23 protein-coding genes and 1 pseudogene are annotated in these 21,531 nt (G+C 58.3%); 15 read left to right on the top strand and 9 right to left on the bottom strand.

Going from position 1 to position 21,531, the window contains the following annotated elements:
* Window positions 1–18: 18 nt before the first annotated feature.
* From NKJ76_RS20890 to NKJ76_RS20880, 3 genes are all read left to right on the top strand, one after another.
* Window positions 19–2,325, top strand: a complete 2,307-nt coding sequence (locus NKJ76_RS20890) for a CapA family protein (RefSeq protein WP_352538254.1) — start codon at window positions 19–21, stop codon at window positions 2,323–2,325.
* 190 nt (window positions 2,326–2,515) lie between these two features.
* On the top strand, window positions 2,516–3,397 hold the full coding sequence (locus NKJ76_RS20885; protein WP_155927166.1) for an alpha/beta hydrolase: 882 nt from the start codon (window positions 2,516–2,518) through the stop codon (window positions 3,395–3,397).
* A gap of 182 nt (window positions 3,398–3,579) precedes the next feature.
* Window positions 3,580–4,785 carry a TadE/TadG family type IV pilus assembly protein gene (locus NKJ76_RS20880; protein ID WP_023708262.1) on the top strand — a complete coding sequence of 402 codons (1,206 nt, stop codon included), beginning with the start codon at window positions 3,580–3,582 and terminating at the stop codon, window positions 4,783–4,785.
* A 524-nt stretch (window positions 4,786–5,309) separates the two neighbouring features.
* Here the strand turns inward: NKJ76_RS20880 and NKJ76_RS20875 are convergent.
* On the bottom strand, window positions 5,310–5,657 hold the full coding sequence (locus NKJ76_RS20875; RefSeq protein ID WP_155927168.1) for a hypothetical protein: 348 nt from the start codon (window positions 5,655–5,657) through the stop codon (window positions 5,310–5,312).
* 17 nt (window positions 5,658–5,674) lie between these two features.
* Between NKJ76_RS20875 and NKJ76_RS20870 the strand changes: the two genes are divergently transcribed.
* Window positions 5,675–5,992 (top strand): hypothetical protein, encoded by a 318-nt coding sequence (locus NKJ76_RS20870; RefSeq protein ID WP_023807448.1) that lies wholly within the window; start codon window positions 5,675–5,677, stop codon window positions 5,990–5,992.
* Window positions 5,993–6,019: 27 nt separating this feature from the next.
* Complete coding sequence (locus tag NKJ76_RS20865; protein ID WP_280790681.1) at window positions 6,020–6,256, top strand: phosphatase PAP2 family protein; 237 nt, start codon at window positions 6,020–6,022, stop codon at window positions 6,254–6,256.
* 176 nt (window positions 6,257–6,432) lie between these two features.
* Here NKJ76_RS20865 and NKJ76_RS20860 read toward each other — a convergent pair whose 3' ends face one another.
* From NKJ76_RS20860 to NKJ76_RS20835, 6 genes are read right to left on the bottom strand one after another with little or no spacing between them, the layout of a single operon-like run.
* Window positions 6,433–7,503 carry a phosphatase PAP2 family protein gene (locus NKJ76_RS20860; protein WP_050590881.1) on the bottom strand — a complete coding sequence of 357 codons (1,071 nt, stop codon included), beginning with the start codon at window positions 7,501–7,503 and terminating at the stop codon, window positions 6,433–6,435.
* Window positions 7,504–7,528: 25 nt separating this feature from the next.
* Window positions 7,529–8,068: a prepilin peptidase gene (locus tag NKJ76_RS20855; RefSeq protein ID WP_023708256.1), complete on the bottom strand. Its 540-nt coding sequence runs from the start codon at window positions 8,066–8,068 to the stop codon at window positions 7,529–7,531.
* A 1-nt stretch (window position 8,069) separates the two neighbouring features.
* A complete protein-coding gene (locus tag NKJ76_RS20850; protein WP_023708255.1) occupies window positions 8,070–8,609 on the bottom strand; it encodes a tetratricopeptide repeat protein in 540 nt (179 codons plus the stop codon).
* 51 nt (window positions 8,610–8,660) lie between these two features.
* A complete protein-coding gene (locus tag NKJ76_RS20845; RefSeq protein ID WP_023708254.1) occupies window positions 8,661–9,611 on the bottom strand; it encodes a type II secretion system F family protein in 951 nt (316 codons plus the stop codon).
* An 18-nt stretch (window positions 9,612–9,629) separates the two neighbouring features.
* Window positions 9,630–10,601 (bottom strand): type II secretion system F family protein, encoded by a 972-nt coding sequence (locus tag NKJ76_RS20840; RefSeq protein ID WP_023708253.1) that lies wholly within the window; start codon window positions 10,599–10,601, stop codon window positions 9,630–9,632.
* The gene (locus NKJ76_RS20835) at window positions 10,601–11,983 is read right to left on the bottom strand and encodes a TadA family conjugal transfer-associated ATPase (protein WP_023708252.1); all 1,383 of its coding nucleotides are present in this window, start codon (window positions 11,981–11,983) and stop codon (window positions 10,601–10,603) included. The genes NKJ76_RS20840 and NKJ76_RS20835 overlap by 1 nt, the downstream gene beginning before the upstream one ends.
* A gap of 530 nt (window positions 11,984–12,513) precedes the next feature.
* Here NKJ76_RS20835 and NKJ76_RS20830 point away from each other — a divergent pair.
* The 10 genes from NKJ76_RS20830 to NKJ76_RS20785 all read left to right on the top strand — a co-directional run bounded on the left by NKJ76_RS20830 (window position 12,514) and on the right by NKJ76_RS20785 (window position 20,687).
* The gene (locus NKJ76_RS20830; protein ID WP_023708251.1) at window positions 12,514–12,726 is read left to right on the top strand and encodes a Flp family type IVb pilin; all 213 of its coding nucleotides are present in this window, start codon (window positions 12,514–12,516) and stop codon (window positions 12,724–12,726) included.
* A gap of 95 nt (window positions 12,727–12,821) precedes the next feature.
* Window positions 12,822–13,859 (top strand): Flp pilus assembly protein CpaB, encoded by a 1,038-nt coding sequence (cpaB, locus tag NKJ76_RS20825; protein ID WP_023708250.1) that lies wholly within the window; start codon window positions 12,822–12,824, stop codon window positions 13,857–13,859.
* Window positions 13,860–13,909: 50 nt separating this feature from the next.
* Window positions 13,910–15,355, top strand: coding sequence for a type II and III secretion system protein family protein (locus NKJ76_RS20820; protein WP_023708249.1), 1,446 nt, complete (start codon window positions 13,910–13,912; stop codon window positions 15,353–15,355).
* Complete coding sequence (locus tag NKJ76_RS20815; RefSeq protein WP_352538253.1) at window positions 15,342–15,641, top strand: hypothetical protein; 300 nt, start codon at window positions 15,342–15,344, stop codon at window positions 15,639–15,641. Before NKJ76_RS20820 ends, NKJ76_RS20815 begins: the two co-directional genes overlap by 14 nt.
* 70 nt (window positions 15,642–15,711) lie before the next feature.
* Entirely contained in the window at window positions 15,712–17,229 is a 1,518-nt protein-coding gene (locus tag NKJ76_RS20810; protein ID WP_081725392.1) for a TadE/TadG family type IV pilus assembly protein, read from the top strand.
* Window positions 17,230–17,236: 7 nt separating this feature from the next.
* Window positions 17,237–17,728, top strand: a complete 492-nt coding sequence (locus tag NKJ76_RS20805) for a TadE/TadG family type IV pilus assembly protein (protein WP_031196329.1) — start codon at window positions 17,237–17,239, stop codon at window positions 17,726–17,728.
* A complete protein-coding gene (locus NKJ76_RS20800) occupies window positions 17,722–18,357 on the top strand; it encodes a TadE/TadG family type IV pilus assembly protein (RefSeq protein ID WP_023708246.1) in 636 nt (211 codons plus the stop codon). Before NKJ76_RS20805 ends, NKJ76_RS20800 begins: the two co-directional genes overlap by 7 nt.
* Window positions 18,354–19,517 carry a CpaE/TadZ family protein gene (locus NKJ76_RS20795; RefSeq protein WP_352538331.1) on the top strand — a complete coding sequence of 388 codons (1,164 nt, stop codon included), beginning with the start codon at window positions 18,354–18,356 and terminating at the stop codon, window positions 19,515–19,517. Before NKJ76_RS20800 ends, NKJ76_RS20795 begins: the two co-directional genes overlap by 4 nt.
* Entirely contained in the window at window positions 19,501–20,097 is a 597-nt protein-coding gene (locus NKJ76_RS20790) for a L,D-transpeptidase (protein ID WP_023750728.1), read from the top strand. Before NKJ76_RS20795 ends, NKJ76_RS20790 begins: the two co-directional genes overlap by 17 nt.
* Window positions 20,094–20,687 (top strand): hypothetical protein, encoded by a 594-nt coding sequence (locus NKJ76_RS20785; RefSeq protein WP_023707047.1) that lies wholly within the window; start codon window positions 20,094–20,096, stop codon window positions 20,685–20,687. The genes NKJ76_RS20790 and NKJ76_RS20785 overlap by 4 nt, the downstream gene beginning before the upstream one ends.
* Before the next feature lie 22 nt (window positions 20,688–20,709).
* Here the strand turns inward: NKJ76_RS20785 and NKJ76_RS20780 are convergent, their stop codons facing one another.
* Window positions 20,710–21,249 carry a hypothetical protein gene (locus tag NKJ76_RS20780; protein ID WP_023707046.1) on the bottom strand — a complete coding sequence of 180 codons (540 nt, stop codon included), beginning with the start codon at window positions 21,247–21,249 and terminating at the stop codon, window positions 20,710–20,712.
* 135 nt (window positions 21,250–21,384) lie between these two features.
* Window positions 21,385–21,531, bottom strand: a pseudogene (locus NKJ76_RS20775) (IS481 family transposase); the annotation flags it as partial.

Genomic DNA, 21,531 nt, shown 5'->3' with positions numbered 1-21,531 from the left:
CTCTACAGGGGAGTAAATATGGCGACTGGCTCTGTTTACGTCTGGGAGCCATGTGACTCCGACTTTACCGGCGGCCGCGTTCATCTGGCCGAGGTCGAATTGCCATATCTCTCGCAGCGCGCCGGAAGGCGCGGCCTGCGTGGGCGGTACGTGGACGTAATCAGCCATCCAGGCATGGAAGAGGATTGGCCGACAGGCCAGATGGGCGAAGTGTCGCCCGACGAAGACGGCAATTTTTCTTTCCAGCCGTCTGGCGGTGGCGTTTGCGGCGGGCTGGAAAGCCGCGAGGCCGGCGCGGGCTTTGGCCAAGTCAACGTCTACTACCACATCTCCATGATGAGCCAGCGCATCAACGATGTGCTTCGCTCACTTGGAGTGGGCCCCCTGCCGAAAGTCAGGGCGATCGTCAATGCACGTCGGCCGAAGCAAAGGTCGGGCAGTTCTGAAGACACCGGCAGGTGGGTGCCGGTCAAAGGGGTCAGATATCGTTATCCGGCAAGAATGGAAAATCTCGATGATTTTTCAATTCCCCTCTGCGGAGAGTTGCTTTTTGGACCGGGGCATGGGGTCACCGCGGAAGGGTGGCTGCCGCGAATTTCAGGCGGCGCCTATCTCTGCGACCCATCCCACGACGCCGGCATGATATACCAGGCATTCGGGCTTCACGTCGTGCGTCATACCGCTGACGTGCAGGCCGACAGGTTGCGTACACCGCGTGCCGCGTTCAGCAGACCGGGCGCCCTGGAATATGCCGTGAGCACTTACCTGGCGGCCTCCATGCTGTCGACCCCGCACGTGTGGTGCTGGCACGCTCGTCACGATGCCGAGTTTGTGCCTGCGGGCAGCCTTGCGAATGACGCTCGCATTGACGATGACGAAGTGCAGCCGCAGGAGGCGCTGGTCGCACAAGCCGTTGCGGGGGCGATATGGGATCTGCACAAGGCATTTCTCGGGCACGAATTTGCCTGCATAGAATTGGTTGTTGGTGCCCTTTTGGAGCTTGGGCGACTTTCCGACAGCCTATTCGACCCTTCCCGCGTCAGAACGATCGCGATCAGATCATCACCACGCAGCTTTGCCTCGTGTCTGCTTCATGCGGACCGCGTGAGGTCCGGCGGCCTTTATGAGAGGCTGATCCGGGAAATCTTCGAGAAGCGCGGGATAGGCTTTAGCTCGCCTGTGACCAACATGCTGAGTGCACCTTCGGTTCTGCCTCTCTCCTCTCGTCTCAATGGGTCTGACGAGGTTCAGCGCCATGTTGCCAAAATTCGCGAAAGGTTTGCGGAGGTCATAATTCCGGACGATGGCGATCTCCTCGACCCGGACCAACTTGAACTGTTCCTCTCGTCGTCTACCACCGCCCCATACCATCTCGCCGCAGTGGGAGACGTCATGACAGGCATGCGGATGCGGCATCGCATCCGCAGGTTCGGCCCGGACTATTGCTTCGCCTGGGTCCGCCCGATCCTCAGCCGCTGCGCTCTGATTACAGGGAACCTCGAAGGGCCGTTCTCCTCGGATTCCGAGAAGGAAGAAACCACGCGCAACCACTCTTACAAGATCGATCCCAAGTCTGCCTCAGTCCTGCGTCGCGCCGGCTTTGCTGCGATGACTGTCGCAAACAACCACATACAGGATTGTGGTCGAGATGGTGTGATTGAGACCCTTGACACCCTGGAACAACACCATATCAGGCCGTATGGTGGCGGAAGAAACCAGAGCGTGGCGCACGATCCCGCGATCTTTGACGGCACAGATATCCGTGTCGGACTTCTCGGCTATTACTGGAACGACCGAACGGCGGCTCGTGACGACCTCCCGGGCTCCGCCCAGGATCTTCCCGAACTCGTCGAGAGAGATCTCGCACGGCTGCGGCCACTGGTCGATCGGATCGCCGTGATGGTACATTGGGGCGCACCATACCAGCGCCAACCTTCCGAGGAAGATCGCATGAAAGCACAGCTTTTCATCGATATGGGCGCAGACGCGGTTATCGGCCATCATCCCCATATCCTCCAGCCGGTCGAGATTTACAAAGATCGCCCCATACTGTACAGCGTCGGCAATTTCGCCTTCGGATCGGGAAACAGCAAGGGCGAGTCTATCTTGCCGTGCTTCCACTTTGGCGCGAGCCAGATAGATTTGGATATATACCCAGTTTACGTTCAAAACAGAGATCCGCGCCTCGACTACCAGCCAAAAATAATGGGAGGGGCGGCCGGGCGGGCGACGATCGATCGGCTGCTCGATTTGTCGCCTGGATTGGGCGGTGCAATAGCCGATGTCCAGGACAGATGCCTCAAATTGTCTATCCCGTCGCGCTGAGATGATCGGACCGCCCTCGTTAGAGCCAAGTCGTCTCTCTCCAACCAGGCATATCGAGTCGGGAAAGCAGTCCTTCGATAAGCACCAGTCCCTATGATGAAACGAAGTCTTTACCGCCCGGGCGGTTTTGATTTGTTTAGAAGTCTCTAATGAAATATGGCATCATGCCAATCGTCATAAGGAGGGGCAGGTGCGATTTCCAATCCGTCTGTTGATTGCGGCGGTGATGGCCTGCGGCTTGGTCTACTCAGGCCCAGTGCTTGCCTGGAAGGTGGGCAAGGGTACGACCACAGCAACCATCAACGGGACGAAGCTGACCGTCTATACCTATCACCCCAAGAGCTGCAGCAACCCCGCGATTCTATTCGTCTTCCATGGGTTGAGCCGAACGGCGTCTTCCTACAGGGATTATGCGCAGTCTCTCGCGGATCGAAACTGCCTGATCGTCATGGCGCCGCTCTTTGACTTGGAAAGGTTCCCAAGCTGGAGCTATCAACGCGGGGGGATCGTCAACAGCGGCGCTATTCAGCCACGGGATCGATGGACCGTCTGGTATGTGAAGGGCCTGGTGAACTGGGCGAGGTCACGAGAGGGGTTGCCGAACGCGCAGTATTACCTTTTCGGGCACTCCGCCGGCGGCCAATTCACGTCTCGCGTCGCGGCATTCGCCTTGGCCGACGCGAAAAGATTGGTGGTTGCCAATCCATCCTCATATGTTCTGCCCTCGCTGGCGGAATCCGTGGCCTACGGGCTCGGCTGCGTCTCGTCGGGATGTGTCTATACGCCGGATCAAGCCACCCAGGAGATGAAAGCGTACCTGGCTTTGCCGCTGACGATCTATCTGGGAGAGGAGGATACAGGCGATGCAGAGTTGAACGAAGGCGCGGCCGCTATGCGCCAGGGGGCGACACGCCTGGAACGGGGCCAGTACACATACGAGTTAGCGCAAGCTGTCGCGACCGCCAACGGGTGGCCCTTTAACTGGCGTCTTGTGATCTTGCCGGGCGTCGGGCATTCGGCAAGTGATATGTTGGGTTCGGATCAGGCAGCGAACGCATTCGGACTCAAATAGCGGGATCTGCGGTCCTGTAGCTCGGCAAGATGTAGATACCTCGATGAGCGAGATAGCCTAGCGCGAGTCGCTTGGCCAAAGTTTGCGCAGCCTGCAGCGGAATGCAATTTAGTTAGGATATTCTAATTTAGTAAAGTTTAAACGCGATTCGATCTAGGCTGCTTCTCTGCGAGGGCATCTCAATGCGAAAGCTGAAGGACCTGCTGCTCGATAGGAGCGGAAACTTTGCCGTGGCAGCGGCGTTGGTGGCGCTACCGCTATGCTTGGTCTTGGGCGTGGCCATTGACCTTACCAGTGCCGTCACCTGGAAGTCCAGACTGCAAGAGTTGGCCGATTCAGCGGCTCTGGCAGCTATAGAGAGCGACGGTGGAGACGAGGAAGCCGTCGCGGCCGCCAAGAACATTGCGCTTGGCAACGGCTCTTTTGCGGTCGGCGGGGTGGTTGAAGTCGACATCACAACGCCCACTCCCGTGTCGCGGGAGGCAGCAGTTGAAATCACCGCCTCAATGCCGACGGACTTTATGAACCTTGCCGGCATTCGGGCGATCAGCCTTCACGTCACGGCAAAGGCACGAAAGGCGCCCCCGGAATACTGCATCTATGCTCTCGATCCAGAGTCAACCGGAGCGCTGAGTGTGACCGGGTTGGGAAAGGTGTCGGTGCCAAATTGTGGCATTCAGGTAAATTCTTCCAGCCCCGAAGCACTGAGACACGTTGGGGCCGGCAAAATCGCCGCGACAAAAATCTCGGTAGTCGGCAATTACCAAGGCGGCGGATACAGTGTTTCCCCGAAGACGAACCAGCCCTTCCTCGCCGACCCACTTGTCACCACACCAGAACCGGTTCCCCCGACCGGTTGCGATTACAGCAACCAGGCGCTCTCGGATGTCACCATTCCGGCCGGGCGGGTGTTCTGCGGAAGCATCGACTTCGGTGGAAAAATTGTGCTTTCCCCAGGCGTTCACTACTTTCACAATGCGATAGTCGGCATCAGCAACAATGCGAAAATCACAGGCAAGGAAGTCACCATATTCGTCGATTCCAAGTCCAGCATCATACAGGCAGGTGGTAACGGCGCCATGAAACTTTCCGCTCCTACAAGCGGCGTTTATACCGGCATTGCCATCTTCGGATCGCGTACCGCCTTGCCATTGTTGCCGACTATATCGCTTGCAATAAATAACAATTACTCTGTAAATGGTACAATATACTCGCCAATGCACCACCTTAAAATGAAAGGGAGCAATGACAAGAAGTTGGCTACCGGCCTGGGATGGATTGTTGCTTGGCAATTCTCTTACAATGGAGATTCGAGCGTCAACCTGGATGGCTACAGCGGCACCCCACCAAAGGGTCTCGGAGACGCAGCAATCGCGTTGCTGCAATAGATGGAGACGGTACCCGCTTCGTGGCTTCGAAGGTGCCCTTCCGGCTGAGTTAGCGAACTCTCAAACGCAGTCCTTAACGGAATGCGACCCGCTTCTAAAGTCACCGTCGCGGGGTAACCGTCGTTTTCACCGATCTACGCGCCTTTGCAGCATTCGCCGAGACTGCGAACCCGAGCGAGTTGCAGCAAGCTGACGATGGTATTTGCAAAGACCTCTAGCCCTCGCTGCTCTAGACGGCCATCGGTCTCTCCTTTCTGGTCATCGTAGTAGTTGCTTCTTAACCAAGTCGAGCGCATCCTCTCTCCCGGCTTGAGGAGCGATTTCCGCGTGGGCTTTTTGAGAATGCTTCTGATTTGCGCGATTGCGAGCGCCGGTGCCGGTGGGTTCGTCACCGTTGTCCAATACTTGATGTTTACCCCACCGGCTCCGGTCGCGGCCGACGCTCCGGTCCTTCTGAAGAAGGCCCCCCCAAAGAAGCGAATATGGCGGCGAGCGCTGACCTAACTTCCGCACCGAGGATAGGGCTATCGGCAAAACTGGCGATCTTCGGCCTTTGCTACGCCGGCGTCGCGGCTGGCCTTTTCCCTGAAACCTACCTCGCGGCACTGGGAACGCGGCGACTGCTGATCCTCTATTTCCTGCTGCCCTTCATCATCCTGCTCGGGATCGGCATCGCGGCACCATTCAGTGACAGGCGCGCCCCTGCGACTTGATTCCTCGGGAAAATCAGCTCCCGCTGGCGCGGCGCGACCCTCACCCTTGGCATCTTCATTCTCTGCCTGGCCGCCTTCACCACGTACAAGTATGAGCTTGCGCAGATGGTGCCGTTCTTCGCCGACCAGCAGCTTGCCGAAATCGATGCGGCCTTGCATTTCGGGCATGTCTGGAAATGGGCGCGCTCGGTTCCTTGCCAGGTGTTGTCGATCAAATCCTCTATGTCCTCTATGCCCAATTGTGGTTCGTGGTGGTCGCCTTCGTGGTGGTCGCAGCCGCATGGATGGATCACGCCGCCGAGCGCCAGCGATACTTCTTGTCGCTCTCTGCGACCGCGGTCATCCTCGGCATTGTTGCGCGGGTAGCGGGATCATCCGCAGGCCCGACTTTCTACGATCGGCTGTTTGACCCGGACCTGTTTGACGATCTCACCGCCTCGCTTCGAAGCAGCAATGCAGGCGCGGCCATCCTGCGCATAAGCGACTATCTCTAGTCGTCCTATACAAGCCGCCAGACCTCGATCGGGAGCGGCATATCCGCCATGCCAAGCTTCCATGTCGCCATGGTCACGCTTAACGCGCTGCTGCTTGGCAGCATCAACCGGCCGGCCGGCATCTTCGCCTGGCTCTACGTCGCAGCGATCATGTTGGGCTCGGTCTATTTCAGCTGGCACTACGCCATTGACGGCTATGTCTCGATCATCCTGATATGGCTGATCTGGCGTGGCACGGGAGAGTTTACAGGCGCAAAGCAATAACAGGTTATATTTCAACGGAGCCACCCGTCGAGTGGCAAGCGCTGTTTAGCCTCGATGCCAAGTCTGCATGTAGCCATGACGCCGCCCCTCAACGCGCGTTGTTAGGCGATTTGTTGGTGGAAAGGTGATCTCGTTGGAATAGGAGGTAGCCGTGTACAATCGCGGTACAAGCAGGCTCAGTTTGTTTCGACCCGACGATCTTTCATACCGATCCGAAGGCCAGGCTGGGCGTTCGACAGCCACCCTGCAATAGCCCAGATGATTGGCGTCATCAGCATGGAAGCGTATCCATCGACCGCATAGTGCCAGGCCAAGTGCACCGAGCCCAGCTGGATTGCGGCCAGAAACGCAATGCTGACCCAGCGGAGCAAACGCCGGAAACGCCAGAGATAAATCGCGTTCAGGGTCGCGACAGCCACGTGCAACGACGGAAATGCTGAAATGCCGCTGCCCAAGCGTGGACCATCAAACCCGGCATCGACCAGCAGATAATTTTGCGTAGCCAGCGCCGAGACGGGATAGGTCAAATTGGTCGACTGAAGGTAGTCCATCAGGGGAGAAAAGGTACCATCGCCGTAAAAGGGCATAAAGAATGCCGGCCCAACTGAAGCGAAGGCTGCCGCCAAAACGTTACCTATCAACACCCAGGTAAGGACAAACGCGACCAGAAACTGGGAACGCAGCCGTCCATTCCCCGCTGAAAAAGCGACGCAAAACAAAACGATGAAAACCTCGGCAAACCAGAGATTGTAAAGAACGTTCAGCGAAAAGGTGACAGGGCCAAAGCCAAGCACAGGATGAAAAAACCTCCATGCATCGACCCCGCCATGAATTGCTCTGTCGATCGCCACCAGGGACGTGTCGGCGTAGAATGGTTGGATCCTGTTGAGTCCCCCCTTGATGCTGGTGAACATCGAGAAAAAGAGCGGGATGACGAGCGCAACGGGCAGTCCGAATGCAATTCGATCCGGCAGGTTGTTGGCCAGCATGAGATCCTTCATGGCACGCAACGGTTGCTCCGGCCGTTGAATAGTCAACCGAACCAGGACTACAGCGAGAAGGATCAGGGTTACGGCTGCCCCAAAAAATAAGAAATTCTTATTATATATTTTCAAGTTTATGACGATGTTCCAATGCGCCGCAGCAATAAGCGCCAGTAGAACATAGGCGAATACCGTCACGAAAAATGGCTGATTAGCGCGCCACGCCTCCGAAGTGGTACGGATCGCCAGCCGCGCTATCGACATGGAAGAAAATCTCCGGAACCAAGCGCTAGTTAAGCTGCCGCAGTATCCCAGAACTGCCCACCAGCGCCAGAGTGGCATAGATTTGGAACGCTATCGTGCAGATCGCAGCAGCTGAAATCGGCACGCCAAAAGGCACGACGCCCTTGCGGTCCAAGTGCTGTATATAGACCCGAAACGCGCCTGCCGGCAGCATGAAAGGGTTTTTCATGATCGCCACTGTGGCGACGGCGAAAACCAATAGCAGCACCGAGAACAGGGCGAGACCGTTTCCACCGGTCAGAAACGGAACGACCGCCATCAGCTTGACGTCGCCGGCTCCGACCTTGCGCAAAATCCAGAACGGAAAGAGCGCGACGAACAGCACAAATCCGGCGACCGCGCTCAATCCCATATCCCACCACGATCCACTAGCTATGGAAACAAGCTGAAGCGATCCCAGCCCGAGACACAAGAGCAGCAGCACATCACGGTTGGATATCTTCTGCGCCGAGAAGTCTATCCAGGCGACCCATGCCAGCAGAGGGATCACAAGCGCCTTTATCGACAGCGACGCGGCAAACAACATCCTACCGCTCGATGTTCTGCACGCTGGACGACAGCAGCTTCAGATTGTTGACCACAGTCGGGTCATTGGGCGCCAGCTCGTAGGCCTTGAGGAAATTGCTGCGCGCGTCCTGCAGCTTGCCGCGCAGCAGAAAGGAATAGCCGACATTGTTGTAATATTCGGGCGTCGCACCCGACAGCTTGAAGGCCCGGCCATAGGCCCGATCGGCAAGGTCGAAGCGATGGATCCGGTCGCAAGAGGCGGCCAGTCCCATCCAGGCGCCGCCATCATTGGGGGCAAGCTGCGTCGCCTTGAAGAACAGTGCGCCGGCATTGCCGTAATTTTCTGCACGAAACTGGTTCTTGGCCTCCGCGACGGCCTGGTCCGAGGCGTAGTATTCAACATCGCCGACCGTCTTCAACCCGTCGAATGCATCGCCAAAGGACGTTACGTCGCCTTTCGACGGCTCGTTGGTTCGAACGACGCCGTCCGCTCCGTTCGTCTGGCAGCCGGCGAGTGCCGCCATGAACAGGCAGGCCACCACTGCAATTGGCCTTTTCATACAATCTCCCCGAGTCCCCCGACCGATATTAGGAACAGAGCATATAGGCAACTAGAAGAAAATGCCCTTCATGCGAATGATCACCGGCAGCATGATTACCATCATCACCACCGGAAAGATGCAGAGTCCGAGTGGGATCATCATTTTGACAGGCAAGGCGTTGGCGCGCTCTTCCGCCTGCAGAATCCTCTGGCTGCGCATCTCCGCGCTGTAGACACGCAGGGCGTCAGTCAGGCTGGTGCCCAGTTCTTCCGACTGCCGGAACAGCACGGCCAGCGCCCGCGCCTCGTCAAGGCCGATTCGGTCAGCCAGTTCGCGAAGCCCTTCCCGAAGTGGCTTGCCGGCGCGCAGTTGCAGATTCATGATCGTGAGCTGAATCCCCAGCCATTTGTGCGTGGCCGCAAGTTCCTGGCTTACCCGTTCGACCGCGGCCTCGAGGCTCATACCGGCGTCGGCGCAAGTGATCATCATATCCATGAAATCAGGGAAGGCGCGACGATAGACTTGTTTCTGTGCATTCTCGAACCGGTCCAGCATGATGCTGGGAATAACAATGCAGGCTAACCCAAGCAAGGCCGAGCCGCCGAAAGTTACGAATCCCGGCAGTCGTGGGGGCAGCACCCACGACAGCAGGGCATGCATGACCAGAAAGCCTAAACCAACGGCGCCGAGGCGACAAACCGTGTAGACGAGCGGCGCGCCCGCTCGATAAAATCCAGCGCGGAAGAGTTTCGCCTCCAGAGCATTGGGCTCGGTGCGCTCTTTCTCGATCGACCTGAAGTAAGCGTCGACCGGCTTCTGCGCCGCGATCTTGGCGAGGCGCTCCCGTCCCAGGATCGATCGCGGATCGACAGAGCCTTCGCCCAAAAGGCTGTCCGCAACCAGCTTCCGGGTTTGCAATGCCGGCAGGAAGACCAGCGCCGCAAACAGGAACAGCGCCACCGCCGACGCGAAGACTGCGATGGATACAAAAAAGGTCAGGTCGTCGGTGTTCGAAAACAGATTAATGACTGGCTCCTGTCAGAAATCGAAATTAACCATTCGATACATGATGTAGTCTCCCAACAGCGCCCAGCTTCCAAAGATGACGAATGCAGGCGTAATGAGAGGACTACTCCAGACTTTGCCGTAGTAGCTGGGTGCGATCAGCCAGAGCGCCCCAAACATGACGAGCGGAAACAAGGAAATGATCCAGGCCGAGGCCCGGCCTTCGGCCGACAATGCCTTGATCTTCAACCGCAGTTTCTGGCGTTCCCGCAGCACGGTTGAGAGATTTGCCAGGATTTCGGTAAGATTGCCGCCGGTCCTCGCCTGAATAGAAAGGGACACCGATAGCAGATTGAGTCCCTCGAAGCCGACCCGTTGCGTTAATTTTCGCACTGCCTGCTCCATGCTGAGTCCGAAAGTAATCTCGTCGGCGACGATGCCGAATTCGGTGCCAAGCGGGTCAGGGATCTCGCGGGCGACGAGACCTATCGCAACTGAGGCAGGATGGCCCGCGCGCAAGGAACGAACGATCATGTCCAGTGCATCGGGCAATTGCTTGGCGAATTTCCGAATCCGTTTGTTACGTGCCCGGCGCAAAACAAGAACAGGCAAGGCAAAGCCCACCACGAGAAAGATGATGAAGGCTGCCGGCGCCGAAACGTGCAGGAAAAGCCAGAGGAGCAAAGCCAACGCGAGGCCGGCCAGGAAAAACGAGGCTGCGAAGGTCATCGGGTTTCCGGTGATGCCGGACTGGGTATAAAGCCTGTTCAGCGAGACAAAGCCGAAGATGAAATCTCCTGAATCGGTCAGGCCGCGTTCTCGCAGCAACCCTTGCAAGGTTTTTTCCGCGGGCGCTTCATCAGCGAGACGACGGAGCCGGTGGTTCACCGCCACGAGTCGGGAGCGGCGACCGGCCAAAGAAAGGTAAAGGGCTTCGCCGGCAAGGATCACCGAGGCTGCCGCAAGCATGTAGATAAAATAAAGGAGCGCCTGTCCACTAAGCATCAGAGGGCGACCTGCGGGTTGAAGGCATCCTTGCCGAAATGGAGCCCCAGCGTTGCGGCCTCTGGCGCGAAGCGCGGGCGGACACCGGTGGCGCGAAAATCCCCGATGATCATTCCATCCGCAGCTACATCGCGCCTCACGAAGTGATAGATTTCCTGCAGTTGGACGACATTGCCTTCCATCCCGGTAATCTCGGAAATCGACGTTACGCGCCTGCCGCCATCGGCGAGCCGCTGCGTCTGCACGATGATGTCGATGGCTGAGGCAATCTGCGCCCGGATGGATTCGTGCGTCATTGGCATGCCGGCCATGCCGACCATCTGCTCCAGCCGCGAGATCGCGTCGCGCGGCGTGTTGGCATGGATGGTGGTCATCGACCCCTCATGGCCGGTGTTCATGGCCTGCAGCATGTCAAAGGCCTCCTCGCCGCGAACCTCGCCGACGATGATGCGGTCCGGCCGCATGCGAAGCGCGTTCTTCAGCAGTTCGCGTTGACGAACCTCGCCTCTGCCCTCGACATTCGGTGGCCGCGTCTCCAGACGACCGACATGCGGCTGCTGCAGTTGCAGTTCCGCCGCGTCCTCGATGGTGATCAGGCGCTCTCTGGCCGGGATGTAGCTCGAGAGCGCGTTGAGCAAGGTCGTCTTGCCGCTGCCGGTGCCGCCCGAGACCAGGACTGACTTGCGGGCCTGGACGGCGATCCGCAGCAGCTCGATCATTGGCGGGCGAATCGAATTGAACGTCATCAGGCGCTCGAGCGAATATGGATTCTTGGAGAATTTGCGGATCGACACCAGCGGGCCGTCCACGGAAATCGGTCGCACAGCGATATTGACGCGCGAGCCGTCCGCCAAGCGGGCGTCGACCATAGGCGCCGACTCATCGACGCGCCGACCGATAGCCGAGACGATCTTGTTGATGACACGCAACAGATGCGCCTCGTCGCGGAAACGGATAGCCGTCTCCTCGATCACGCCGCGCCGCTCGATGAACACGCGCTCATGCGTGTTGATGAGGATGTCGGTGATGGAGTCGTCCTTGAGCAGCGGTTCGATCGGCCCGAGGCCCAGCATCTCGTCAGCGGTGTCGCTGGTCAGCTGATCCAGCTCGCGGGCGTTTAGCGGCACGGCACGAGTGCGAACGAACTCGCGCACGATCGGACGGATCTCGTTCAGTATCTGGTCCTTGGAGGCTGTTTCAAGAGCGGACAGATTGAACCTGTCAATCAGGTGTCGATGCAGCTCGACTTTGAGCGTCAGAAAATCATCGCCATGCGGTTCAACTTCAAGCGGCGGGGCTGGTGCCGATACGCTTGCTGGCACCGGCACTTGCTGCTGCAGCGCCTGCGGTTCACTCGGTCCCTTGATAAACCGCCCCAGCATAATCCCTTATACCCCCGCTAGCCCCTTATTAGCGGAAACTAAACGTTAACCAAGCGAGGCACAAGCGCTGGAGGGTCTCACGTGAGGCCAATGCTTTCAACATAGTTAAAGAGGACGCCAGAAAAATATCGTTTTATTTCGACCCGCGCGCTTAACCCTCTACCCAACTTCCACCTCACGGGACCTTTCATGCCGAAACAAATGAGATGCGGGTGAAAAATCTCCGTAAACCCTTAGATATAAAGGAATATGCAGGTATGCTAATACTGCTATCGTTTTGCCTTGGCTGTGGCCAAATTGTGAACGAATGGTTAAGGAGGATTGAAAAATCAGCAGAATCAAGCTCTTGTAAGAATTCAAGTCGCCCTTGAACTCGCGAGCATAGGTATTGGAAGGTTAAGGAATTGTTAATCCCGTTTGACTCTGCTTTTTCGCGAGCCTTAGGATTGAGGTGACGGGGGATGCTTGGGTATGGAGTTCATCCTGGCTCTGTCTCGTCGGGTTTGAAACCTCCAGAGGGAGAAATTGACATGAAAAAGCTCATGACGATGACCCGGCAGTTCCGCGACGACGAAAACGGCGCTGCTATGGTCGAATATTCTATCTTGATCGGCATCATCGCGGTGGCCTCTATCGGGTTCATCATCGGCATTGGCATGTGGGTCACGGGTCGTTTCTCGGGCCTTTGCACCGCCATGAACGATTCCGGTATTGGCACTTGCGCCAGCGGTGCCGGTACTTGATCGCTTGATCGGAATCAGGCCCGGGTTATCCAACCCGGGCCTGAATTCAGTCGTGGCGGGCGAATTCCCGCTCTATTGGCTGGGGGCTTGGGGTTATGCGCGCCAACACACTTATTATGATAGTCCTCGCCGGCGTCTTCGGGGTGCTGGCGGTCGTGCTGATCAACATCTGGCTCGCTGGCCAGCGTAGTGCTTTGGCTCAATCAAACGGCAAAGGCAATACGATCGTTGTCGCGGCACTGCCGCTGAAGTTCGGCGACACATTGAGCGCCGACAAGTTGCATGAGATCGCTTGGCCCGCGGGCGCAGTCCCGGCTGGAGCGTTCAAGACCACCAAGGAAGCCTTGGCCGGCAGTGGCGCAAGGCAGGCGCTGCAAGCGATCAGCACCAATGAGCCGATCCTCGGCAGCAAGATTACCGGTCCAGGCCAGCGCGCCACACTTTCGGCGGTGCTGGGTGAAGGCATGAAGGCCGTATCCATCCGCGTCAACGACGTGCTTGGCGTTGCCGGCTTCGTCTTCCCGGGCGACCGGGTTGATGTGCTGCTGACGCGCTCGGTGCGCGGCGATGACGGTGCGGACAAGAGTTTTGTCGACGTTCTGCTGCAGAGCATGAAAGTGCTCGCCGTCGACCAGGTCGCTGACGTAAGCAAGGACAACCCGACGGTTGTGAAGTCGGTGACGCTTGAAGCCACCACAAAGGACGCGCAGAAACTGACGCTGGCCGCCGGTGCGGGGCAGTTGTCTCTTGCACTGCGCCAGGCTGCCGCCAACAAGGGCGAGACAACCGAACGAGTCACGCTTTCCGACCTGAATGGCGAGACGCCGGACGATGTCGCAAAGAGGCAGGCCGAACTGGACAAGCAGGCCGCAGCCGACGCCGCAGCCGCAGCCGAACGCCAGCGCGCAGCTGACAAGATCGCCGGATTGGAAAAGGCCGTGGACAGGGTGGGAACCCAGCTCGACGAGTTGAGCAAGGTCAAGCCGGTGCCGGCCGTGGTGACGGCACCCGCATCAAAAGAAGTCGTCAAGGAAGTTATCAAGTATTTGGAGCCGGAACCGCCGAAGAATGTTACAGTGGGGGTCTTTCGCGGCGTGAAGCTTGAATCCTATGACGTGCCGCGACAACCATAAAGGGATGCGGCGAAGCGGGGCAGCCGGCGGCAGCAGTTTGGGAGATGGGGATGCAGGGGTTTTGGATGAGGGTAGCGGCGGCCGCACTGTCCTGTTTGGCTGCGCTGCTGACGTCGATTGCGGCGGCTGAAGCAGCCGACCGTTTCATCGACGTATCGAACCCGAGCGTCCATCGCATCTTCCTGCCGACGTCACAGTCTGTGACGCTACAGGTGAGCGCCAATCTCGGCGATATCGTTGTCGGCGACGAGAAGATCGCCGATGCCCAGCCCATGACCGACCGAACGCTTTATGTCATCGGCAAGAGCGCCGGCACCACTACAGTCAATCTCTTCTCTCCGGAAAAGCGCTCGCTCGGCGTCATCCAGATCGAAGTCGGCGTAGACGTCAGCGACATGGCGCAGGCGATCCGCCAGGTGGCGCCCAGGGCGCGCATCGAAATCGGTTCGATCAACGGCAAGGTGAGGCTTGGCGGTCACGTCAAGGACGGCGCCACGCTGGCGTCGATCCTGGAAGTGGTACAGCAGTATGGCCCCGACGCCATCATAAATTCCGTCATCGTCGACGACAGCCAGCAGGTCAATCTCGAGGTGCGCGTGCTGGAAGCCAAGCGTAATGCCGGCCGCGATCTCGGCGTTTCAATCAGGAGCACGAATGGCAGTGGCACAACCCGTACAGGGACAGGCATTGCCGCCGCCGACAAAGATAACGTAGTGCTTGGCCCGGGCGATCTGCTCAGTGGCCTACTGTCGACCAGCAATCCCTTCGCGGCACTGATTACCCGCGTCATTGACAGCAACATCAAAGTCGACCTGATCATTGAAGCGCTTGAGGCCAAGGGCGTCGTGCGCACGCTGGCAGAACCAAATCTCACCACTCTGTCCGGTGAGCCAGCCAGCTTCAACGCCGGCGGCGAAGTGCCTATCCGTGTCGTGGGCAATGATGGCCAGATAACCATCACGTATAAGCAATTTGGCGTCAATCTGCTGTTCACGCCGGTCGTACTCGACGACGGCAAGATCCATATGAAGCTGGCGCCGGAAGTGAGTGACCTCACCGGTTTCACCACCGCCGGCGACCCGATCTTCACCAACCGCAAGCTGGAAACCGTCGTCGAACTCCGCGACGGCCAGAGCTTCGCGGTCGGCGGGCTCCTGTCCAGCAAGACCACCAAGTTGCAGAACCAGGTGCCGTGGCTGGGCCAGGTGCCGGTCATCGGTGCGCTGTTCCGCAATTCGAGCAACCAGAAGGAAGAGACCGAACTGGTGGTTATCGTCACGCCGCACATCGTCCGGCCGGTGAAGCCTGGCGAGCAGCTGGCGACCCCGTTCGACAAGACACGGCCGGCCAATGACCCGGAGTTCTTCATCCTTGGTCAGCTCGAGGTGAACAAGGACATGATCCGAAAATATGAAACGGGCGACGGCGTCACCGGCCCCTATGGCCACATGCTGGACTTTAAATCGAAGGACAAGATGCTCTATGTCAAGAAATAGCGCCTCGATCCTCTTTCTGTGCGCCGGCGCCCTATCGGGCTGCGCCGCGGACTATCTGAACCACTACGACACGGTCACCCTGGCCGCCGGCGACACGCAAAAATTCAATTCGCTGGCGCAGACGGTGGATCCGTTCAATCCGAACGCGAAGAACACACATATCGAAGGCGACGGCGCCCGGGCAGCCGCTGTTGCACAGGGCTACAAATTTCCACCGCCACCACCGCCACCGCCTGCGATAACGGTCAATGTCGGCGGGTCGGGGGTGACCAACGGAGCGAATTGAACAGAAGGATGCGGTTGCATTGCGCCGGGCGAGCGAGGGCCCTGGTGCAAAGGAAGCAGAGAGTAAGGTCATGTTGGGGACCATTAGGGCGTTCTGGAATGATCAACGCGGCATAGCGATGATCCTTGTCGCAATCATGCTGCCTGTGCTGGTTGGCTTCGCATTGTTGGCAATCGATATGAGTCGGGCCTACGGACTGCACAATGATCTTCAGAAGGGTGTCGATGCGCTTGCGCTTGCGACAGCCGCGGAACTGGATGGCAGATCGGATTCGATCACCCGAGCCAACCTGGCGGCGTCCACTCTTCTGACCGAGCAGAAGACTAAGTTTTCGACCGTAGGCGATCATACGCTCGCCCTGTCTGACGTGACCATCAGATATCTGACCGGAATACCCGCCAGCGACGACACCAGGTTAGACGCTAGCGGCGTCGACTCCAACGGCGTAACATGGGCCAGCACCGATCCTAAAGTGGTGTCATTCTCCTTGGTGACTGTGAATGCTTCCGGCCTCACTGATGGTGCGGGTGCCTTCGCAACGATCTTTCCAGCAAGCTTTATCGGCAGCAACGACACCATGGACATCCGGCCACAGGCCGTCGCCGGGTTCAAGCAATCGATCTGCGAAACGGTCCCGCTGTTCATGTGCAACCCGTTCGAGACGAAAGACCCCTCGACCAGCAAGACCATCCAGCAGGCTTTCGCATCAGGTGACACCTATGGTCGCGAATTTCGCATCCTGAAGGCCGGCAACACCCCCGGTCCCGGTAATTTTGGCCTGCTCGACAACAACCTGACCTCGCTACGCGACGCCATAGCGATGGGAACGGCTGGCACTTGCTACAGCCGTGATGCGATTACCACAAAAACCGGTGTCACCTTGGGTTCGGTCAACACTGGACTGAACACGAGGTTCGATCTGTACAGTGGCTCTCTCAGCAAGAACATGAAGGATTGGGCATACCGGCCGTCGAGCAATGTACGCAAAGGCCAGAAGACTGGCTGCACCAAATACGACCCCGTCGTGGATAACACTGCTTTGCCCCTTCCTCCTGGCACCAACTACGTCGACGCGAACGGCATGTCCGACAAGATCACAGCGCAAAACTTCTGGACCAGCTACTGGTCGGTCAATCACGGGACGGCCTATCCAAACGTCCCCAGCGCAACCAATCCGACCGGCAGCAAAACTGCGCCTGCCTCGCGATACGACGTCTACCAATACGAGATCTCGAAAGGCCTCGTCGGGGACAAATCGAAAGCGCCGACCAAAGAAACCGGCACGCCGTCATGCTACAAAGGAGACAACCCGACGCCGGACCCCGACCGACGGCTACTCAACATGGCAATTGTCGATTGCTACGCCAACACCGCCAAGATCAACGGTCACATCGCGATCAAGCCGGATGGCTATGCGAGCGTATTCGTGAACACTCCAATTCAAAAGCAGGATAATACCAAAGACCCCGACGACCCTTCGGCTGGTGAAAAACCAATCAGCCTGGAGATCGTCGACGTCGATGGCGGCTTTGCCAACAACACTCTGGTCGACAAAGCATTCCGCAACGAAGCCCAGCTGTACCGGTAGAGCCGACATGACCAAGCTTGGCCACATCATCAGGCGGTTCCAGGGCGACGAAAGGGGCGCCGCCTTGGTGGAAGTCGCGATTACCGTCCCGTTCGTATTGCTGCTATCGGCCGGTGTGTTTGAATTCTCCAATATTCTGAACACGCGCCTGCTCCTTGCAGCAGGCGTCGAGGATGCAGCTCGCTACATGGCGCGATGCAGTAGCGACTGGGACACTTGCAAGGGGTGGGCGCAAAACCTTGCTGCCAAAGGGGCAGTCGTTGGCGGCAGTGACAGAGTGTCTGGATGGCTTCCTGCGACAGTTAACATTACCCCTACGTCTACGCCTGCGACCGATGTATCCACGGGCGCCCAGCTTTATCTCAGCAACACGAGCATGGTCGTCGTCGTAAACGTCAGTACATCCTATGCTTACCCGGACGTTGGATTCTTTTCGTATCTTGGCTTTGGTGCCCTTACCCTCAGTGTCTCCCATCAAGAACGAGTCATCGGATGGTGATGGGAAACCAAAGGTTTTGCGCGGAGCAGTCGGGCACCGCGATGGTCGAAATGGCCATCGCTCTGCCATTGCTATTGACGCTTCTGCTCGGCTTCGTCGATTTCGGCTACGCCTTTTACCAATGGAACGCGGGAAACAAAGCTGTGCAAGCTGGCGCAAGACTGGCGCAAATTTCTGGTCCTGTCGCACTCGGCCTTCCATCTGAAACGATAACGCAGGCCGATGTGACCAAAGTCGGCACCGCAGTGCCGGCCGGCACGTACGATTATGTCTGCACTGCAAGCACGGCAGGTGTCGCCTGCTGCAGTATCGGAGGAGGCTTGTGCCTACCCGCGAATGCGAGCCAGGCCTCGTTCGACGCAATTTATGACGGCACGGCCAACCGTGCCGGAATGGAAGACTACCTGCCGATGCTTGAGAAAGCGCAGGTGCGGATCGAATACGCCGCCTCCGGCCTCGGCTACTGGACGCGCCCCAGTGGCCCGGTCCCGACCATCACGGTCAGCATCACCAATCATCCCTTTCAGTTTTTCTTCCTGGCCGGGCTGCTCGGATTCGGAAACATCACCATGCCCTCCATGCTGAGCACGGTTACGGGCGAAGACATGAAGAGCACGTGGACACCATGAACGCCATCAACACCAAGGTTACACCGACCAAGCGAAAGCAGGTGGCGCTGTTCTCGTCGGATGCGAATTTCAAGCGCGATGTGGCGACGCGCCTCGATGCGCTGGCGATCTACGACGTCAGGGTTTCCGAGACCGGCGACTTCCTCGGGGGGCCGCCTGCGGACACCCGCCCAGGCATCGTCATCCTCGACCTCGGCAATGGCGAGTTGCTCGGAAGGCCGGGCATCGTCGAAGCGCGCGCCCTTTGGGCGACCGTGCCGCTGATCGCGGTCTCCGACGAGCTATCGTCGGAGCAGACCCGCGTGCTGGTGCGCATGAACGCTTCGGACTGGCTGCACAAGCCGCTCGACGGCAAGGAACTGCTGAACGCCGTGACCTTCCACGACACCGGCAACCAGGGAACGAAAAGCCGCATTATCACCTTCATCAGCGCCAGCGGCGGCGCCGGCGCGACGACGCTCGCTTTGTCGGCGGCCGAATTCCTGGCGTCGAAATCGAAGGAACGCGGGGCTTCCACCTGCCTGGTCGACCTCGATTTCCAGAGCGCCAATTGCGGCGCCTATCTCAACCAGTTCAACCAGTTCGACCTTGGCGGCATTATCGGCCAGCCGGAGAGGCTCGATGTCGAACTGATGGACGTCATCAAGCTCTCACGCCCGTCCGGGCTGACGCTCTATTCCTTCGAGAGGCCACGGTTGCCTTTCGAACCGCAGGGCAGTGACTTTGTCTTCCGGCTGCTGGACCTAGTCGCCTACCGGTTCGACGACATCGTCATCGATCTGCCGAACATCGAGACGCCTTGGCACAATTCGGTGCTGTCGACGAGCGACGAGATCTTCATCGTATTCGAACTGAACGTCGCCTCGCTGCGACAAGGCAAGCGGCTCTACAAGAAGATCCGCGAGTTGCGTGGCAATGCTGTCAGCATCACGCTGGTCGCCAACAAGCACAAGCGCAAATGGTTCGGCAACCACTTTTCGCGCAGCGAACTCGAAAAGATCTTCAAGGCGCCGCACATCAAGTCGGTCGCGCTGGACAATGCGCTTCTGGCCGATGCGTTGAACCGTGCTATCCTGCCTGCCGAGGTGGATGGGCGTGCGCGCTTCAACAAGGACCTCAAGCGGATGTTCAAAGAGCGGCTCGATGACGCTGCCAAATAGGGGGCGGCCAAGTAGGTATCGAATTGGCCCGGGATTGGCCTGCGTCATGGGCATTGCGCTGATGATGCTGGTGGATTTCGCCAGCGCACGATCGGCACTTTCGGATCGGCCGCCGCTGCCGGCAATGGGCCCCAGCCTGCGCAAGACAGTTGCCTTCGAGACGACAGAACAGCCCGGAACAATCGTTATCCGCAAGGACGAGAAAGCGCTTTACCTGGTGACCCGACAAGGCCAGGCGCTTCGCTATCAGATCAGCGTCGGACGCGACGGATTTGGCTGGACCGGAGTGGTCGAGGTGGGGGCGAAGACCGAATGGCCGGAATGGCGCCCACCCCGCGAGATGCGCGCCCGCCAGCCGGACCTGCCGCAAATGGTGCCTGCCGGTCCCTACAACCCACTCGGCGCCAGGGCGCTCTATCTCTCTCGGGACGGGCGTGACACGCTCTATCGGATACACGGAACCAACGATCCCAAGGGTGTTGGCTTCGACGGAACATCGGGGTGTTTTCGCCTTACCAACACCGATGTGATCGATCTCTTCAAGCGCGTCGCGATCGGCGCAAAGGTGGTGGTTCAATGACGATGATCAGCGAACCGGACATGCCGGCAATCGAGATTGGGACAGCAACCCGCATTGGAGAGCAAGCTGCCGTTGTGAAACCGAGCGACAAAAGCATTATCGGCGCGGTCATGATCGGCACGTCCCTGCTCACTTTGGTGAATATGGTAGCCGCAGTTTATCTCTACCGCGGTATCAGCGATATGCGGTTTTTGGAAGGGCGGCTGGAGGAACTCGGGACGTTCGAACAACGAATCGGCGGCCGGTTGGACACGGTCAACAACGGTTTTCAGAGCCGATTTGAAAAAATGGACAGTCAGCTGCAGAGCAGCTTTGGTGAAATCAACCGGAGCATAGCCCGGCTGGAACAGAACCAGCCTATTGTCCGTGACGAAATCACGTCGAGCGCAGCGGAACCTTCCGTCGACACGACCAGCAGCATGGCGGAGGCGCCTGCTGTTCTCGATGGTGAAGACGCGACCGAGCCCAGCGTCGTCGATACACCGCGTCCGCCCAAAAGGAGGATTGCAGCTGCTTCGCCTGCCCCAAGCCCCGACTACCAGCGCATAGAGCAGGCCGACGGCAAGGTTTACTACCGGAAGATCAACTAACGCTAGAAAAATTGGGGCTGCCTTAAAGATCTCGCTGCAGAGCAACAAGCCTCGCGGCCAGCGCTCCGGATTGCTCTCGAGCTTCGCTGAGAAAGGCAACATGACAGTAGGCGCATGCTGTCAGACCCAGAACCAGCACAAGGCTGTTCTTCAAGGTGAAATCAACTATCAGCGAGAAGGGAAGCCCCCCGGGCACGGCGAATGAAGCGATCGTGCTCGCTGTTTCGGAATGGCTGGTGACGGCGATCATCAACCCGGCGAAAAGCAGGGCGACGTGATTGGCAAGAAAGAAGAAGGCAGCCGACTTTCTTGTGCGGCACGCCGTCCAGCAAACGATCGACGCGGCAGCCACGATGGAGGCATCAACGACCATCGACCCTCCCAGACAGACATCGACCTGTTGCCAAAACATCGTCGATAGCGGCCTTAGTTCAAGCCAAACCCGCCACATTGTGGGACTGGCCGGATATGCTCCCAGCAAGAAAGTCGCCATGCGCTCCCCTGCAAGGATCAGCAGGATCAGAGCTGGGAAGGCAAAGAGCATTATCGAGTTGCGCTTCATGTCACCCTCAACAATCTTGCCTTCAAGATAGATTGCAGAGATTACGCGAGGCTTAACGGAGCGGTGGTGATTCTGTGGTGGCGCGGCCAGTGGGGCATGGCAGCCTGCAAGAGCCATTCGCGTATGGCGCAGCTGCTAGGTGTTTAGTCCCAAGGTTTGATGGGTTGGATCGAGCCTGAATCGTTCGGGCTCTTTTGTCCAGATTTTGCAGATGTATTCAAAGGGCGTGAGGCCCTTGAGGGTCTTCAGTCGACGGCCGAAATTATAGGCTAAGACGAAATC

The organism is Mesorhizobium sp. M0029, assembly GCF_040323735.1.
In the GTDB taxonomy this organism is placed as follows: Bacteria; Pseudomonadota; Alphaproteobacteria; order Rhizobiales; family Rhizobiaceae; genus Mesorhizobium.
The sequence above is the reverse complement of the archived record's forward strand: the minus strand, read 5'-3'. Positions and strand labels throughout refer to the sequence as shown.

Coding starts and splice junctions, on each gene's coding strand:
- NKJ76_RS20890 (WP_352538254.1), top strand. CDS start 19: ATGGCGACTGGCTCTGTTTACGTCTGGGAGCCATGTGACTCCGACTTT.
- NKJ76_RS20880 (WP_023708262.1), top strand. CDS start 3,580: ATGCGAAAGCTGAAGGACCTGCTGCTCGATAGGAGCGGAAACTTTGCC.
- NKJ76_RS20875 (WP_155927168.1), bottom strand. CDS start 5,657: ATGCAAGGCCGCATCGATTTCGGCAAGCTGCTGGTCGGCGAAGAACGG.
- NKJ76_RS20870 (WP_023807448.1), top strand. CDS start 5,675: ATGGGCGCGCTCGGTTCCTTGCCAGGTGTTGTCGATCAAATCCTCTAT.
- NKJ76_RS20860 (WP_050590881.1), bottom strand. CDS start 7,503: ATGTCGATAGCGCGGCTGGCGATCCGTACCACTTCGGAGGCGTGGCGC.
- NKJ76_RS20855 (WP_023708256.1), bottom strand. CDS start 8,068: ATGTTGTTTGCCGCGTCGCTGTCGATAAAGGCGCTTGTGATCCCTCTG.
- NKJ76_RS20850 (WP_023708255.1), bottom strand. CDS start 8,609: ATGAAAAGGCCAATTGCAGTGGTGGCCTGCCTGTTCATGGCGGCACTC.
- NKJ76_RS20840 (WP_023708253.1), bottom strand. CDS start 10,601: ATGCTTAGTGGACAGGCGCTCCTTTATTTTATCTACATGCTTGCGGCA.
- NKJ76_RS20835 (WP_023708252.1), bottom strand. CDS start 11,983: ATGCTGGGGCGGTTTATCAAGGGACCGAGTGAACCGCAGGCGCTGCAG.
- NKJ76_RS20830 (WP_023708251.1), top strand. CDS start 12,514: ATGAAAAAGCTCATGACGATGACCCGGCAGTTCCGCGACGACGAAAAC.
- cpaB (WP_023708250.1), top strand. CDS start 12,822: ATGCGCGCCAACACACTTATTATGATAGTCCTCGCCGGCGTCTTCGGG.
- NKJ76_RS20820 (WP_023708249.1), top strand. CDS start 13,910: ATGCAGGGGTTTTGGATGAGGGTAGCGGCGGCCGCACTGTCCTGTTTG.
- NKJ76_RS20815 (WP_352538253.1), top strand. CDS start 15,342: ATGTCAAGAAATAGCGCCTCGATCCTCTTTCTGTGCGCCGGCGCCCTA.
- NKJ76_RS20810 (WP_081725392.1), top strand. CDS start 15,712: ATGTTGGGGACCATTAGGGCGTTCTGGAATGATCAACGCGGCATAGCG.
- NKJ76_RS20805 (WP_031196329.1), top strand. CDS start 17,237: ATGACCAAGCTTGGCCACATCATCAGGCGGTTCCAGGGCGACGAAAGG.
- NKJ76_RS20800 (WP_023708246.1), top strand. CDS start 17,722: ATGGTGATGGGAAACCAAAGGTTTTGCGCGGAGCAGTCGGGCACCGCG.
- NKJ76_RS20795 (WP_352538331.1), top strand. CDS start 18,354: ATGAACGCCATCAACACCAAGGTTACACCGACCAAGCGAAAGCAGGTG.
- NKJ76_RS20790 (WP_023750728.1), top strand. CDS start 19,501: ATGACGCTGCCAAATAGGGGGCGGCCAAGTAGGTATCGAATTGGCCCG.
- NKJ76_RS20785 (WP_023707047.1), top strand. CDS start 20,094: ATGACGATGATCAGCGAACCGGACATGCCGGCAATCGAGATTGGGACA.
- NKJ76_RS20780 (WP_023707046.1), bottom strand. CDS start 21,249: ATGAAGCGCAACTCGATAATGCTCTTTGCCTTCCCAGCTCTGATCCTG.